This window comes from Bradyrhizobium sp. HKCCYLRH2015, from assembly GCF_051168215.1.
Lineage (GTDB): Bacteria > Pseudomonadota > Alphaproteobacteria > Rhizobiales > Xanthobacteraceae > Bradyrhizobium.
On sequence record NZ_JBNPUO010000013.1, the window covers coordinates 114,527 to 129,382 of the forward strand.

The 14,856-nt window shown below is 62.7% G+C and carries 11 protein-coding genes and 1 tRNA gene; 8 read left to right on the forward strand and 4 right to left on the reverse strand.

The genetic code is table 11. From position 1 onward, the window contains the following. The first annotated feature begins 1 nt into the window (after position 1). The 4 genes from gatB (at position 2) to ACQR1H_RS30210 (ending at position 4,315) form a co-directional block, all read left to right on the forward strand. Positions 2-1,480, forward strand: coding sequence for an Asp-tRNA(Asn)/Glu-tRNA(Gln) amidotransferase subunit GatB (gatB, locus tag ACQR1H_RS30195; RefSeq protein ID WP_434908625.1), 1,479 nt, complete (start codon positions 2-4; stop codon positions 1,478-1,480). 1,394 nt (positions 1,481-2,874) lie between these two features. Further along, positions 2,875-3,141 carry a hypothetical protein gene (locus ACQR1H_RS30200; RefSeq protein WP_315740271.1) on the forward strand — a complete coding sequence of 89 codons (267 nt, stop codon included), beginning with the start codon at positions 2,875-2,877 and terminating at the stop codon, positions 3,139-3,141. A 126-nt stretch (positions 3,142-3,267) separates the two neighbouring features. After that, on the forward strand, positions 3,268-3,621 hold the full coding sequence (locus ACQR1H_RS30205) for a hypothetical protein (protein ID WP_434908626.1): 354 nt from the start codon (positions 3,268-3,270) through the stop codon (positions 3,619-3,621). Positions 3,622-3,919: 298 nt separating this feature from the next. Next, entirely contained in the window at positions 3,920-4,315 is a 396-nt protein-coding gene (locus tag ACQR1H_RS30210; protein WP_410051457.1) for a tyrosine-type recombinase/integrase, read from the forward strand. Between the two features lie 21 nt (positions 4,316-4,336). On the opposite strand, the gene ACQR1H_RS30215 is transcribed toward ACQR1H_RS30210, so the two are convergent. From ACQR1H_RS30215 to ACQR1H_RS30225, 3 genes are all read right to left on the reverse strand, one after another. After that, on the reverse strand, positions 4,337-4,852 hold the full coding sequence (locus tag ACQR1H_RS30215) for a hypothetical protein (protein ID WP_316218306.1): 516 nt from the start codon (positions 4,850-4,852) through the stop codon (positions 4,337-4,339). Positions 4,853-4,937: 85 nt separating this feature from the next. Next, on the reverse strand, positions 4,938-5,672 hold the full coding sequence (locus tag ACQR1H_RS30220) for a hypothetical protein (RefSeq protein WP_316218307.1): 735 nt from the start codon (positions 5,670-5,672) through the stop codon (positions 4,938-4,940). Between the two features lie 404 nt (positions 5,673-6,076). Beyond that, positions 6,077-6,170, reverse strand: a tRNA-Ser gene (locus ACQR1H_RS30225). 743 nt (positions 6,171-6,913) lie between these two features. Between ACQR1H_RS30225 and ACQR1H_RS30230 the strand changes: the two genes are divergently transcribed. Both ACQR1H_RS30230 and ACQR1H_RS30235 read left to right on the forward strand, forming a co-directional pair. Further along, complete coding sequence (locus tag ACQR1H_RS30230; protein WP_316237455.1) at positions 6,914-8,443, forward strand: porin; 1,530 nt, start codon at positions 6,914-6,916, stop codon at positions 8,441-8,443. Between the two features lie 605 nt (positions 8,444-9,048). After that, a complete protein-coding gene (locus tag ACQR1H_RS30235) occupies positions 9,049-10,125 on the forward strand; it encodes an alpha/beta hydrolase family protein (RefSeq protein WP_315804012.1) in 1,077 nt (358 codons plus the stop codon). A 64-nt stretch (positions 10,126-10,189) separates the two neighbouring features. Here the strand turns inward: ACQR1H_RS30235 and ACQR1H_RS30240 are convergent, their stop codons facing one another. Further along, positions 10,190-10,711 (reverse strand): MarR family winged helix-turn-helix transcriptional regulator, encoded by a 522-nt coding sequence (locus tag ACQR1H_RS30240; RefSeq protein ID WP_315804011.1) that lies wholly within the window; start codon positions 10,709-10,711, stop codon positions 10,190-10,192. A 400-nt stretch (positions 10,712-11,111) separates the two neighbouring features. On the opposite strand from ACQR1H_RS30240, the gene ACQR1H_RS30245 reads away from it, so the two are divergent. Continuing rightward, on the forward strand, positions 11,112-12,641 hold the full coding sequence (locus tag ACQR1H_RS30245) for a porin (RefSeq protein WP_315804010.1): 1,530 nt from the start codon (positions 11,112-11,114) through the stop codon (positions 12,639-12,641). Between the two features lie 672 nt (positions 12,642-13,313). Next, a complete protein-coding gene (locus ACQR1H_RS30250) occupies positions 13,314-14,843 on the forward strand; it encodes a porin (RefSeq protein ID WP_315804009.1) in 1,530 nt (509 codons plus the stop codon). Positions 14,844-14,856 lie beyond the last annotated feature (13 nt).

The window sequence follows — 14,856 nt, forward strand, 5'->3', positions numbered from 1 at the left end:
CATGACGGCAACCAGCGGCAAGCTGATGAAGGGCGCCACCGGCGACTGGGAGGTCGTGATCGGCATGGAGATCCATGCCCAGGTCACCTCGAAGTCGAAACTGTTCTCGGGCGCCTCCACCGCCTTCGGCGGCGATCCCAACAGCCACGTCTCGCTGGTCGACGTGGCGATGCCGGGCATGCTGCCGGTCATCAACGAGGAGTGCGTGCGGCAGGCCGTGCGCACCGGGCTCGGGCTCAGTGCCAAGATCAACCTGCGCTCGGTGTTCGACCGCAAGAACTATTTCTACCCCGACCTGCCACAGGGCTACCAGATCAGCCAGTACAAGGACCCGATCGTCGGCGAGGGCGAGGTCACGGTCGAGCTCGACGGCGGCAGGACCGCCACTGTTGGCATCGAGCGCCTGCACATCGAGCAGGATCCGGGCAAGATGCTGCACGACCAGTCGCCGTCGCTGTCCTATATCGACTTCAACCGCTGCGGCGTGGCGCTGATGGAGATCGTCTCCAAGCCTGACATCCGCGACGCCGAGCAGGCCAAGGCCTACGTGACCAAGCTGCGCTCGATCATGCGCTATCTCGGCACCTGCGACGGCGACATGGAGAAGGGATCCTTGCGCGCCGACGTCAACGTCTCCGTGCGCAAGCCGGGCGGGCCGCTCGGCACCCGCTGCGAGATCAAGAACATCAACTCGATCAGCTTCATCGGCCAGGCGGTCGAGGCCGAGGCGCGGCGCCAGATCGAGATCATCGAGGACGGCGGCACGATCGAGCAGGAGACCCGCCGGTTCGATCCCGACAAGGGGGAGACGCGCTCGATGCGCTCCAAGGAGGAGGCGCATGACTACCGTTACTTCCCGGACCCGGACCTGCTGCCGCTGGAGTTCTCGCAGTCCTTCGTCGACGAGCTGAAGGCGGCGCTGCCGGAGCTGCCGGACCAGAAGAAGGCGCGCTTCATCGCGGATTTCGGCCTGTCGCCCTACGACGCCTCCGTGCTGGTCGCCGAGCGCGAGAGCGCTGCGTTCTACGAGGCCGTCCTGGAGGCGCTGTCCGACCGGGCGCGCGACGGCAAGCTCGCCGCCAACTGGGTGATCAACGAGCTGTTCGGCCGGCTGAACAAGGAAGGCCGTGACATCGCGTCGTCGCCCGTCTCGGCTTCTCAGCTCGCGGCGATCGTCGCGCTGATCGGCGAGGGCACGATCTCCGGCAAGATCGCCAAGGACCTGTTCGAGATCGTCTGGAGCGAGGGCGGCGATCCGCGTGAGCTGGTCGAGAGCCGCGGCATGAAGCAGGTCACCGACCTCGGCGCCATCGAGAAGGTGGTCGACGAGATCATCGCCGCCAATCCGGACAAGGTCGCGCAGGCGAAGGCGAAGCCGCAACTCGCCGGCTGGTTCGTCGGTCAGGTGATGAAGTCGTCGGGCGGCAAGGCCAATCCGCAGGCGGTGAACGATCTCCTGAAGAGCAAGCTCGGCATCTGAAACGACGGTCGCTCGTCTTCGTTCCGGCGGCGCGCACGAGGGTGCGCGCCGTTTTGTTTTGGCGCCGCGGTCCGGCGAATCGCCGCGTGCGATTCGCAAAAAAGCCACCATTGCCGAGCGTTCGAACGCACACGAGGGCGTGTGCAATGAAAATTTTTTCGTTGCCAAAATTTACGACTCAGAGTCCGCGCGTTGCTCTCGCGGTGCGAGTCTGCACGCCGACACGCCGGCGTCGCCGCGTGCGACGTGCCGTTCAGTCGCTCAGAAAAATACTTGCAGCACAGGCTTTTTGCGCAATCGCGATTAGTTGCGATCGCGGCCTTGCGCAGAGAGACGTTTGGATTTTCGCGATCGATCGACGCGCTGCTTCGCGCGTTGCGCCAGCCGCGTGCGCGCGCGCCTGTCAACACTTCCTTAAGCCGGAAGCTGTTTTTTTTCACTCGTTGGTGTATCGATGAGGAGTGCAGCTCGATTCCCGAGTGCACGCATCGACTAAGCCATCTCACATCGGAGGGCAACATGGCCAAGAAAGCGAAGAAGGCGAAGAAGGCAGTGAAGAAGGTCGCGAAGACTGCGGCGAAGAAGACTGCCAAGAAGACCAAGAAGGTCGCCAAGAAGAAGTAACTCTCGCAGTCCTCTGCGAGATGAGTCCGGCAGCTGATGCCGGCACGTCGTTGGAACGTTAGGTCTGCATGGCTCCTCGAGAGCCGGGCGGATCTCCTGAAGCTCCAACAGACGATAGAGGGTGTCGGCGAGACATCAGGTCAACGGTCGGATCGAACTCGAGAGCGGCTTCGCTCGCGGTGCGGTCCGGCAGAAGAAACAGGATTTCTTCGTTCGGTGCAGATCGCGTTTCCGGTCTGCAATCTCACGAGCGGCTATCAGCCAGAGTGGGATCTGATCCTGACGTGTTCGCCGACGCCCTCGATCCCTGAGCACCGCGCCCTTGGCGACTGTGTGCCTCCAACCTCCCCATAGACGAACAGCATCATCAGCAGCTCGGCGCAGGCGTGCCCGCGCTGCGCAATCTCCCGCACGTGCTGTCGAGACGTGTCCAGTCGCGATGCGGCTGTTGACCAGCGGCGTGGTGCGCTTCGCGCCAGCGCGGTGAGGCGCTTTCGCGGATGGTTATGAGTTTGCCAAACAGAACGGTAAACCGCTCTTTGCCGAGTTGAAGAATCCATTTCGAATCAATGCATTGAACCCGGCCCGGGAAAATGCGGGGTTCCGCGTTCAGGGCTCGTTCAGCACGATGTTTAAACTGCCTTTCAAACTTGATCGGTCATCCTTCGCGCATAAGCCGCGAGACGGCATGGGGATAACCAGGCGTTGAACAGCTGGACGGGGGCGTGCTCGGGTGACCGGCCGCCTCCTCGAAGCGAAGGAGAGCGACGATGTTTCAGGGACAACTCAATTTCGATGACGTGACCACCGCGGAGCAGGGCGCCAGCGGCGATGTGCTGTTTGAGCTCGGCATGCTCTATGCGAGCGGTCGCGACGGTGCGGTCGATCTGATCGCCGCGCACAAATGGTTCAATCTCGCCGCCCTCAGGGGCCGCGTCGATGCCGTGGCTATGCGCCGCGAGGTCGCCGAGCAGATGTCGGACGCCGAGATCGCGACCGCGCAGCGCGAGGCGCGCGCCTGGATGACCGCGCACTGAGCGAGCCAAGCCGCGGCTTGGCGGATCTCGCCCGATCGCTCATTCTCGTCGGAAGCGGGCCTCGTCGCGCGCCCATAAATCTCCTATCTGTCGTTCGGTGTGACGCAGACAAGCGGGATTGACGGCATGGGCCAGGCAAGGCGACAGGCGCGGCGGCAAGAGCTGATCGACTGCCATGACTGCGGCAGCGGCGTCTCCTTCAGCGCAGTGGCGTGCCCGCATTGTGGATCGACCGAGCCGGCCGGGCCTGCGGTGCAAAGCCGGCGCGAGTTGAAGCGTCTGCGGGTCGAGGCCCATAATGACCGCCGCCTCATCGTGGTGACCGCCCTCTGTGCCGGTCTCGGCGCCATCTATGGTGCCGCGATGGGAGCAGGAGGCGTAGCGTCATGGTGGGCTGCGCTCGGCTATGGGTTCGTCGGCACCATCATCGGCGTGCCCGCCGCCTTCGTGATCAACATCAGCCGTGGCTTGTTCGATTGAACCGCGCGGGATTGAGCGGCAACCGTGATCACGACGGCCATGCTCCGTTGCGATCCGGCAGGTGCGTGAACGGCTCGGCTTTGATGCGGATGATCAGGGGGGAGGGGCCTGTTGGCCGCACCCAAGGGTGGCTGGCGGAGACGGAGGAGTTTCCCGCATGTTTGCCCCTGTCCGTGGGTGTCCGATAACTCGTTGTGGGTAGAACGTTTTTCTGATTTGATCGTCCCTCATTGGCTGTGGTCGTCTGCCCAGATCCGGATTTCTGGTCTGGGTACAGGGGCGGGTAGGAGCGGATCGCATGGCGGGCGGAACGTTGACGGCGCTCAAGGTCGCCAAGGCGAAGAAGCCCGGCATGTACGGCGGAGGGGGCGCCGCCCTTTCGAACATGGCCATGCTCGAGCTGCTGCAGGGCATGGGCTTCGGCGAAGACGTGACCGTCCACGGCTTCCGGTCGACCTTCAAAGACTGGTGCTGGGAGCAGACCGGCTATCCAAATCAGATGTCGGAAATGGCTCTGGCACACTCGGTTTCGGATAAGGTAGAGGCGGCCTACCGCCGCGGTGACATGCGGGAGAAGCGTCGACGGCTGATGGCCGACTGGGCGGCATATTGCGAAAGCCCTTCACTGAGTCGAGGAGCGCCTAACCCAGCTTCGCTAGATGCGCGCTATCCTGGAGGGGGCGCACGCATCTAGTTTCTGATGTTTTTCCAGCTTCTATTTGCCGAACGCGTCCGGCACCGTGACCGAAATCACGACCGGAGGGGGCGGTTGCCGGCGCTCTGGCGGGGTCCAGCGCCCAACTGCGTCCACTCTAATGCGCGTGATCGACGGTTCGTCCGAGCCGAGATCGACGTCGTCCAGATGAACCTCCGTCACCTGGTGTCGAAGCGTAAGCTCTTGGCGGTCGATCCGAACATATTGGCTGACCGTCTTGATCTCGCGGTCGCCGGCAAGAAACGTCAGTATGAACGTGCCGTCCGTTTTGCTGCCCCGCTGACCATTCTCGGCCCGCAGATCGATCGAGAACTTGCCATTGCCCTTCGGCGTCACAGTAAACGTGGCGTAGTGCTGGCTGGTGTTTGGGATATCTGAGCCGAGCCGGATTGTCTTGGTGTGATCAGGCCAGTTGGCAAAGTTGGGGCTCGGCATATTGGCAGACGCCGGGGCAATCATGTTCAACGCGAGAGTTGCAGCGGAGGCGGCTGCCAGCAGCAAGGTTGCGTATCTCATTTGAGGGCTCCAAGTATGGGCAACATTGCCCGCCCTCTCGACTACAGTCAGCATCACGACGTGACATTGGAAAAAACTGTATAGATCATCGATGAGATAGTTGCCGGCTTTTGGCAGTCGGCCTGGTCGGAAACTCGGAACCAAAGTTGTAGGTCACAAAGCCAACTCGGATACCTATGGTGACGGTGATGGCAAGTTCAGCGCCCTTCATTGATCCCTTTGCTCTTAAGTTCACGTCCATAACGACGCAGGCGTACTCCACCCTGGTCTTCGCAACTTGGTCAAACTCGGCGCGAGACAACTCGTAGGGACGGTACTGAATCGTCGTGAAGAAGGTTTGCGTGTTGCGGAGGCGAGCCTCAGCATGTTCTTGAAGGATCTGCTTGAGCTTCTCGGTCGGCAGAATCGGTACGTTTCGCCCCAGTTTTGGGCCTCTCTCGACCAGACCCTCTCGGATCGCCAGCTCCAGGCGCTTATGTGCTGTGGTGTAAGTGTCGGCGTTCAGTGCTTCGATAGCGTCGCCTACGAAGAACGGCATGCCCTCTCTTTCGGCAGCCAGCACTTGGAGGAGCATTTTCGTTGTATCAGCGTAGGGAAAATTGCTGCACTGCCGAATTCGGTGGTCGAAATCTTCAATGGAGTTAGAGCAAAGGAGCGACCACGCCTGCATAGCGGCAGACTCGTCGACTTCGGCGGTGAATTCTAGGAGCAAACTTCCATGGGCGTCGCTACGGAACGCTAAGGGTCCCAGAGATCCAGCTTTGGTTTCAGAATGGCGCACGACCACCGAAAAGCGCCGAGGCTCGATATCGAGACGCATGGATGAATCTCCTGCGCCACAAATCTCCTGCTACACGATTGGTTCCGCGAACGCGGTCCCGTTGACGAGATCGGAAGCGTGCTTTTGCGTTGATTGCGAAGGCGGCCGGCCGAGATTTGCCTATGCAGACCATCCGGTCACTGGCAGCCAGCGACGAGGATCTTGTTTGCAATCTTCTCGACGCGGCTGGTCGAGCACCGCGCCGGCCAGCGAGGTCCGGACCTCGAAGCTGGAGGAGCCGTCCCGGATCAGGCGGACGAGGGTCCGGGTGCGCATGGTGTACCGTGAACGGACTGCAAACAGACTGTGCCGGGTTTTGTGTCGGTGGAAACCGCACCGATCCGCGCCATCTGCGGAGCGCTTCCGGCCGGCTCGATCGATGCCAAGTGATTGAAAAAATTGGCTGGCGGAGACGGAGGGATTCGAACCCTCGATAGGGCTTTACAACCCTATAACGGTTTAGCAAACCGCCGCCTTCAGCCACTCGGCCACGTCTCCGGCGACGGTCGGTATGCCCGACGCCGCGCTGAGCCGCAAGCGGCAGATTGCATGCGGTTTCGAAATCCTCACAGGGCCGCGGCTTCGCCGGACCGGTGCGGGCGGTGGTCTTCACCTTCGGCTCATCGATCCGGGCTGGACCTGCCGTTTGATCGGCCGCGGTACGCGTCGAAGTCGACGGGCGGTGCGAGCCCCCTCGATGATCCCTGACGCGGGGGACCCCTAATATAGAGGGTCGTCGGCAAAGGCGGCCGTTGGCAGGGGCGCAGACGGCATTGTCGTCCGGCCCGATTCTCGTTCAGCGCGTGGCTGGATTCACGGCCCCGGCGCCTGACTTGGGGCGGGTTCCGGGCGGGCGAGTGCTCGCGGCCTTAAGCACCTCAAATTGCTTTGTGACAAAACGACAACATAAACAGCGACTTAGGTGTTCCCGCAGAACCACGGTTCCGTGCCTTTTGTGCAACACCGGTCCGAAAAGGCGCCGCTTGGGCGCCGCAATGATGGTTCCTTTGTTGCGTGTGCAAAGGCCTTCGGTAATTCTGCTCGCACGACGAAGGGGGGCATCCCGACGTCGTCCCGTTTAGGTCGTTCGCTCAAGTCCCTCGCGTTCATGCGGGTGTGTCCGATAGCGCGAAGCGGCTGAGCGACGGGTCGAAGAGGGATAACGGGTCCAACCCCAAGGGTGTCTCTCACCCAGCGGAGGCGGAACCTTCCCTGACTGAGCAACTTGGAGGTTTAACATTATGAACACGATCAAGAGCCTTGTCCTGGGCTCGGCGGCCGCTCTCGTCGCCATGTCCGGGGCTCAGGCAGCTGACCTTCCGATCAAGGCCAAGGCGGTCGAATATGTGAAGGTCTGCTCGCTTTACGGCGCTGGCTTCTACTACATCCCCGGCACCGACACCTGCATCAAGCTGGGCGGTTACCTGCGTGCTGAAACGTCGTTCGCCAGCAACGGCCAGTACAACAACGCGGTCAACGGCGTTGCCGGCGGCATGAACCGCCAGAGCAACTACTACTACAGCCGCGCTCGTCAGGACCTCAACATCGACACGCGCACCGCGACCGAGTACGGCGTGGTCCGCACCTTTGCTGACCTGACGTTCACCTGGACCAGCGGCACCTACGCTGGCTCGGGCTCGGCGACCGGCGCGACTGCCTACTCGACGGCTGGCGCTCCTGGCGCTCAGGCCGACGGCAACATCGCTCAGGGCGGCATCGGCGTGTACTACGCCTTCATCCAGTTCGCCGGCTTCACGATGGGTAAGGCCGTGTCGCAGTTCGACGCGCCCTGGACCAACTACCCGGGCAACAACTTCGACGGCCTGTGGGGCGGCGGCGGCACCGTGACCGGTGTCAACCAGTTCACCTACACCGCCGACTTCGGCTCGGGCATCACTGCGGCGATCTCGGCGCAGGACGCGAGCCAGTACTACACCACCAACATGTGGAACGTGTCGGGCATCACCGCGGCCGGCATCATCGGCGGCTCGTATGGCACCAACAACTTCGGTGGCAACGTGTCTCCGGACATCGTCGGCATGGTTCGTGTCGACCAGGCTTGGGGTCTGTTCCAGGCGTCGTTCGCGGCGCATGACAACCACACCGGCTACTACGGCGCCACCGAGCTCACCGGTCACCCGGCTGACAAGTGGGGCTGGGCTGCTCAGCTGGCCTTGTCGATCAAGAACATCCCGACCGGCCCCGGCGACACCATCAACATCCAGGGCGTCTACACCAATGGTGCGAGCCGCTACAACGCTCAGAGCCTGGTGCCGACCACCTACGCGATGTACGGCGGCAGCAGCACGGCTGGTGTCTACGGCACGCTCGGCTTCGCTGGCGTCAGCGACTCGGTCTTCGTGACCGGCGGTGAGCAGCAGCTGACCACGACCTACGGTATGCGCGGTGCGTACACCCACAACTGGAACCCGGCCTGGAACACCGCGATCTACGGTTCGTGGGCTGCCGTGTCCTACAACAGCACTGCCAAGGGCCTGATCTGCGGCAGCGCGGCGATGGGTGCGATCGCGGGCGCAGGCTTCACCTGCAACCCCGACTTCAACATCTCCTCGCTGGGCTTGATCACCCGCTGGACCCCGGTCAAGAACCTGACCTTCTCGGCCGACGTGGCCTGGACCAACCTCGACCAGAAGTACTCGGGCAACATTGTTTCCCCGGCTACGACCACGACTTCCAAGCCGGCTGCGGTCTATCAGCTCAAGGACCAGAACTCGGTGTCCTTGCTGCTCCGCGCTCAGCGCAACTTCTGATCCTGATCGTCTGATCGGGTTCAAGAGCCCCCGGCAGGAAACTGCCGGGGGTTTTTGCTTGTGTGCGGGCGCTCATTCCGGAGTGACTCCGGGTCCGGTGCGCTCGAGAAGCGATCGATGCCAGATCGATGGATCGAGCCAATTGAGCAGAGCTTCGATTGCCTGTAGCTCGAAAGTCGCATTCGTTTCAGTAGGTTGGCTGCACGCTGGTATTTTTTTTAAAAATGGTGTTGAAAACAGATGAGTTGATAAGCTAATTTTCTCATGCCTGAGTAATCATTCGTCCTCGTGAGGACGACACCGCAGACGCAAGACGACGATCATACGATGTTAGACTCCAGGAAGCCTCCGGCGATGCCCCGCCGGAGGCTTTTTCACATCGGGATCTCCTCGGCACCCTAGATCTGACGTTGCCTCTCGATTGCAGAGCCTCAGCGTGATCTCCGCAGGCGCGTGCCATCAGCGCATACATCCATCGTCTCACTAAAAATCGTTGTGCATCGGCTTGACCGGGAAATGCCGGATGGTCACCATGACCGTCAGATGACGGGGCCACACCGTCACGCCAGTGAGGAATGTGTCCAAAGATGAGTTCGGAAGGCTCTGTGGGAGTGCTGCGTCCGTGGTCCGAGCAAGACGATCTGGCGGGCGCCATCACGCGGCTGCTGGAAGCGCGGCCCGAGGGCCGGGCCGAGCTTGCGGAATGTCTGGCGGTTGCGCAGCGGATCGACGCCAGCGACGACGAGTCCTGGTATCGCGAGTGGATGCAATGCGCGGACGCCATGAAGGCTGCCGCCGCCGACGCCGTGAGCAGCGGTCGTCCCGAGCTGGCGTTTCGCAAATGGTCGCGCGCAGTGGATTGTTATGAGGCTGCGGCCTGTCCGTTCAGCAGCTCGCGTTCCCGCCAGGACGTCGTGCTGTCCCGCATGCGCGAATGTGCGCGCGAATTCCTGCGCTGTGCCGATCCGCAAGGAGAGGTCGTCACGATCCACTGGCGCGCCGACTATCCGCTCGAAGCCTATTTCCTGCCGGCGCGTGGCGAGGCGGGCAGGGCGCCCACCGTCATCTGCATCGGTGAGCCCGGCCGTCGCAAGGAAACGTCGCTGTTCAAGCTTGCAGCCCATGCGGAGCAGCGTGGCTTGGCGCTGCTGGTGGTCGATCTGCTGGGCAGCGGACCGGACTGCCGCTTCGAGGAGATCGTCGGCCGTCGCGATCTCGAATCGGCCATCGCGAGCGTGACGGACTACGTGACGTCCCGCGATGACGTGGACGAAGGCCGGATCGCGATTCTGGCCGACGACTGGAGTTCGTCCTTTGTCGCGCGCGGCATCGCACTCGATCCGCGTTATGCTGCGGCGGTCTGCGACGCCGGCTTGTGGGATATTCACGAGCGTGTCTTCCTGTCGCGCCGACCCGGTGCGTGTGAGCGGGGCAGGCCGCCGATCGCGACGGAAGGGCTGGCGGCGCGGCAGATCATGTGTCCGCTGCTGGTGACGGTGCCGGAGCGTGGCTGGCTTCGAGCCGACATCGCAACCCGGCTGATCGCGCAGATCAAGCGCGAGCACCCGGACATCACTCTGAAGATCGTCTCCAGCGCGGGCGCCGATTGGCTCGAAGCCGATGCCTTCGTCTTCGACTGGATCGCGAGGCGTCTGGCGGGGTCTCAGCGGCCTCCAGGCTGACGCGACCGCATGTCTGGGCCCGCTGCCTGCAAGAGGCGGTCGGGCCGTGGTCGCCTCGGGGGCCTCAGAGCCCCATCGTGAGTCGCGCGCTGGCCTTCTCGAAACGGTCCTTGAGGCCAGCCAGCTTGTCCGTGAAGGTCGCCAGCTCGCGAGCGTCGAATTCCTCGAAGATGAAGCTGAAGATCTGCGCCTGCTGGGCTTCCAGCTCGGCGAACTGCTCCGATGTCTTGGTGGTGAGCGACATCCGGACCACGCGTGCATCGTTGGGGGCGGGCTTGCGTTCCATGAAGCCCTTCTTCTCCAGCAGCTTCGACTGCGTCGTGACGAACGAAGGGTCGACGTGCAGCCGCTTGGCCGCCGCATTCACGGCGACTCCCTCGCCTTGATCCAGCTCGGAGATCGCCATCAGGATCATCCATTGCGGGCCACTGATGCCGATTCGCTTGGCCCAGAAGTACCTCAGCTCCTCCAGATGGACGTTGATCGTGGAGATCTCCCTGGCGAAGCGAAGAATGGCGTCGCGATTCTTCGGCAGATGTTCGGCAGTCTGCGGTTGCGCGTCCGCTTCCACAGGTGCGGCAGACATGTTCTTCAAGGGCGCCATTGCTCAGGAGTTCCAGTACGAAGCTCGACCCTAAAGAAAAAAAATCCGCAACAAAATCACTTATCTAGGAGGACATGCGCCGTCCCCCGTGCGCTGCACAACTAGCTGCCATTGTGTTGCCCTCAAGACACATTTCGGCTTCATTCAATTACCTGACTGCATAAACTATTTTGCTTACCGAATGAGCGAAGGCATAGTTCCTGGCGACGGTGGGGGGTTACTCGATCGTCCCGTGACAGGTGGTTCGCTTAAGTCCCTCGCGTGATGCGGGTGTGTCCGATGGCGCGAAGCGGCTGAAGCGGTTTTTCGGGAGCAGAGGAAGCGGATCGTCCTGGGGGATCTTGGTCCGGTTCTTTCTCAAAAGAGCAACTTGGAGGTTTAAATGAAGACGGTTAAGAGCCTTGTCCTCGGCTCGGCGGCAGTTCTGCTCGCCATGTCCGCGGCTCAGGCGGCCGACCTTCCGATCAAGGCCAAAGCGGTCGAGTATGTGAAGGTTTGCTCCCTGTATGGTGCGGGCTTCTACTACATCCCCGGCACCGACACCTGCATCAAGCTCGGTGGCTATCTCCGTGCTGAAACGGCGATCGGCACGAACAGCGACTTCAACGGCACGTACAGCGGCCAGGGTGGTGCGCATAACCGCCTGAGCAACTACTACACGGCCCGCGCTCGTCAGGACATCAACATCGACACGCGCACGGCGACCGAGTACGGCGTGGTCCGTACCTTCGCTGACCTGACCTTCAGCTGGACCTCCGGCGGCTATGCCGGCACGGGTTCGGCCACCGGTGCGACCGCTTACTCGACCGCTGGTGCGCCGGGCGCACAGGCCGACGGCAATATCGCGCAGGGCTCGGTCGGCGTGTACTATGCCTTCATCCAGTTCGCCGGCTTCACCATGGGTAAGGCCGTGTCGCAGTTCGACACGCCCTGGGTCAACTATCCGGGCAACAACTTCGACGGTCTCGCCGGCGGCGGCGGCACGGTCACCGGCGTCAATCAGTTCAGCTACACTGCTGACTTCGGCTCCGGCATCACGGCCTCGGTCTCGGCTCAGGATGCGAGCGCCTACTACCAGAACAACCTCTGGAACGTGGCGGGTTCGACGGCGGCTGGCGTGATCGGTGGTGCTTACGGCACCAGCAACTACGGTGGCAACGTCTCTCCGGACTTCGTCGGCATGGTCCGTGTCGACCAGGCCTGGGGTCTGTTCCAGGCGTCGTTCGCGGCGCATGACAACCACGTCGCTTACTACGGCGCGTCCGAGACCTCCGGCCACCCGGCCGACAAGTGGGGCTGGGCGGCTCAGCTGGCCCTGTCGATCAAGAACATCCCGACCGGACCTGGCGACACGATCAACGTGCAGGGCGTCTACACCAACGGTGCGAGCCGCTACAACATCCAGAGCCTGATGCCGAACAACTACGCGATGTACGGCAGCACGGGTCTGGCTGGCGCCTACCAGAGCATCGGCTTTGCCGGTGTGGGCGACTCGGTCTTCACGACCGGTGGTGAGCAGCAGCTGACCACGACCTACGGTATGCGCGGTGCGTACACCCACAACTGGAATCCGGCCTGGAACACTGCGATCTACGGGTCGTGGGCTGCCGTCCGCTACAATGGCACGGCCAAGGGCCTGATCTGCACCAGCCCGGGCGTTGTCGCGGCCTTCAACGCGGGTTCGACCTGTAATCCGGACTTCGATCTGGCCACCCTCGGCTTGATCACGCGCTGGACCCCGGTCAAGAACCTGACCTTCTCGGCTGACTTCGCCTACTCCTGGCTCGACCAGAAGCACTCCGGTTCGGTCACCGCTCCGGCTGCTGCTGCTGTCGCGAAGCCGGCCGCGGTGTACGAGCTGAAGGATCAGCAGTCGGCTGTGCTGCTGCTCCGCGCTCAGCGCAACTTCTGATCCAGATCGTCTGACGACGGTTTGACGAACCCCCGGCAGGCAACTGCCGGGGGTTTTTCTTTGCCTCGCCAGCGCGTGCTCCAGCGCCGAGATCCGCATTCCTCGCCGCTCCGCTCTGTCGCTGACAAACATGCTGCAGACCCGCCCGAGAACCACACCGCGCGGCCACGCGACGGAGTGCGATCTGGATGGAATTTCGCGACCGCCTCGTGGCCATCCGGCTCAAACATGCGTGAGAGGCGGTCGGCGGGCGCTCGGTTCGACCGCACGTTTGAGCCAAGCTTGGCCTGCGTGATCCCGGGCAGGCGAGGGCCCGTGTCACGATCGCCGGGATGACAGAGCCAGAAAATTGGAGCCTCGCGCTCGCCGCGCTTCTCGACGCGCGTCCTGCTGCATTCCCGCCACGAGCGCGACACGCATTCGGCGGCGAAAGTCTTCCCTGACACATTACTCTTGGGGATCTGGCGACCGTGTGCCGTGCCGCGGCCGCGCCACATGCGTGATCCGGCCGGTCACGAGAATGGTCCGATAAAGCACCAACTCTGCCTCGCGATCGTTCCCACTGCAACGCTATGCGCGAGCACTGTGGTGCAGCTGGAGACGGGCTGACCGTTGGGGCGGTCGTTCGATGTCGAGCCGGGCCGGTCTGAACTGAGCAATTTGGAGGTTAGTATGAAGACTGTGAGGAGCCTTGTTCTGGGCTCAGGGGCGGCGTTGCTCGCCATGGGTGGGGCTCAGGCCGCCGACCTTCCGATCAAGGCCAAAGCGGTCGAGTATGTCAGGGTCTGCTCGATGTACGGCGCCGGATTTTTCTACATTCCGGGTACCGACACCTGCATCAAGCTCGGCGGCTACCTGCGTGCCGAGGCCGGCTTCGGTACGAATACGATCTTCCAGAATGCCGTGAACGGCGTCGCCGGCGGGCGAAATCGTCTCAGCAACTACTACACGACGCGTTCGCGCGCCGACCTCAACATCGACACCCGCACCGCGACCGAATATGGCGTCGTGCGCACCTTCTTCGACGGTGTCTTCCAGTGGACCGGGGGCAGCTATGCCGGGACCGGCTCCCCCACGGGCGCAACCGCCTATTCGACGGCGGGCGCGCCTGGAGCGCAGGCTGACGGCAACATCGCGCAAGGCGGGATCGGCGTCTTCTATGCCTTCATCCAGTTCGCCGGCTTCACCATGGGTAAGGCCGTGTCGCAGTTCGACGCACCTTGGGCCAACTACCCCGGCAACAATTTCGACGGTCTGACCGGCGGCGGCGGCACCATCACCGGCGTCAACCAGTTCACCTACACCGCGGACTTCGGCTCGGGCATCACGGCCGCGATCTCGGCCCAGGATGCGACGCAATATTCGCAGTCGCAGATCTGGAATACGGCGGGACAGACGGCTGCCGGCGTGCTCACCGGCAGCTATGGCACGTCGAATTTCGGCGGCAACGTCGCGCCCGACATCGTCGGCATGGTGCGCGTCGATCAGGCCTGGGGCCTGTTCCAGGCGTCCTTCGCGGCGCACGACAACCACGCCGCCTTCTTCGGTGCCAACGAGACGACCGGGCATCCCGCCGACAAATGGGGCTATGCCGGTCAGCTCGCCCTGTCGATCAAGAATATCCCGACCGGCGCCGGCGACACCATCAATCTGCAGGGCGTCTACACCAACGGTGCCAGCCGCTACAACTTCCAGAGCCTCGCGCCGATCAACTACGCGATGTACGGCGGCAGCAACATGGCGGGGGCTTTCCAGAGCCTGGGCTTCGCGGGCGTGTCGGATTCGGTGTTCGGGGCGAATACCCAGCAGCAGCTGACGACGACCTACGGCTTGCGCGGCGCCTTCACCCACAACTGGGATCCGGCTTGGAACACCGCAGTGTACGGCTCATGGAGCGCCGTGCGCTATAATGCGACAGCGAAGGGCCTGATCTGCAACGGTGCAGGCATGGTCGCTCTCGGCATCGTCGGTGCGAACTGCAACCCGGACTTCAACATCTCGACCCTGGGTGTGATCACGCGCTGGACGCCGGTCAAGAATCTGACCTTCTCGGCTGACGTCGCCTGGACCCGGCTGGATCAGAAGTTCGCGGGCGTCGCCAATGCGCCGGCGGTTGCGGCGGTTGCCAAACCGGCCACGACCTATCAGCTGAAGGACCAGGATTCGGTCTCGCTGCTGCTGCGCGCTCAGCGCAACTGGTGATGAGAGGCGAATA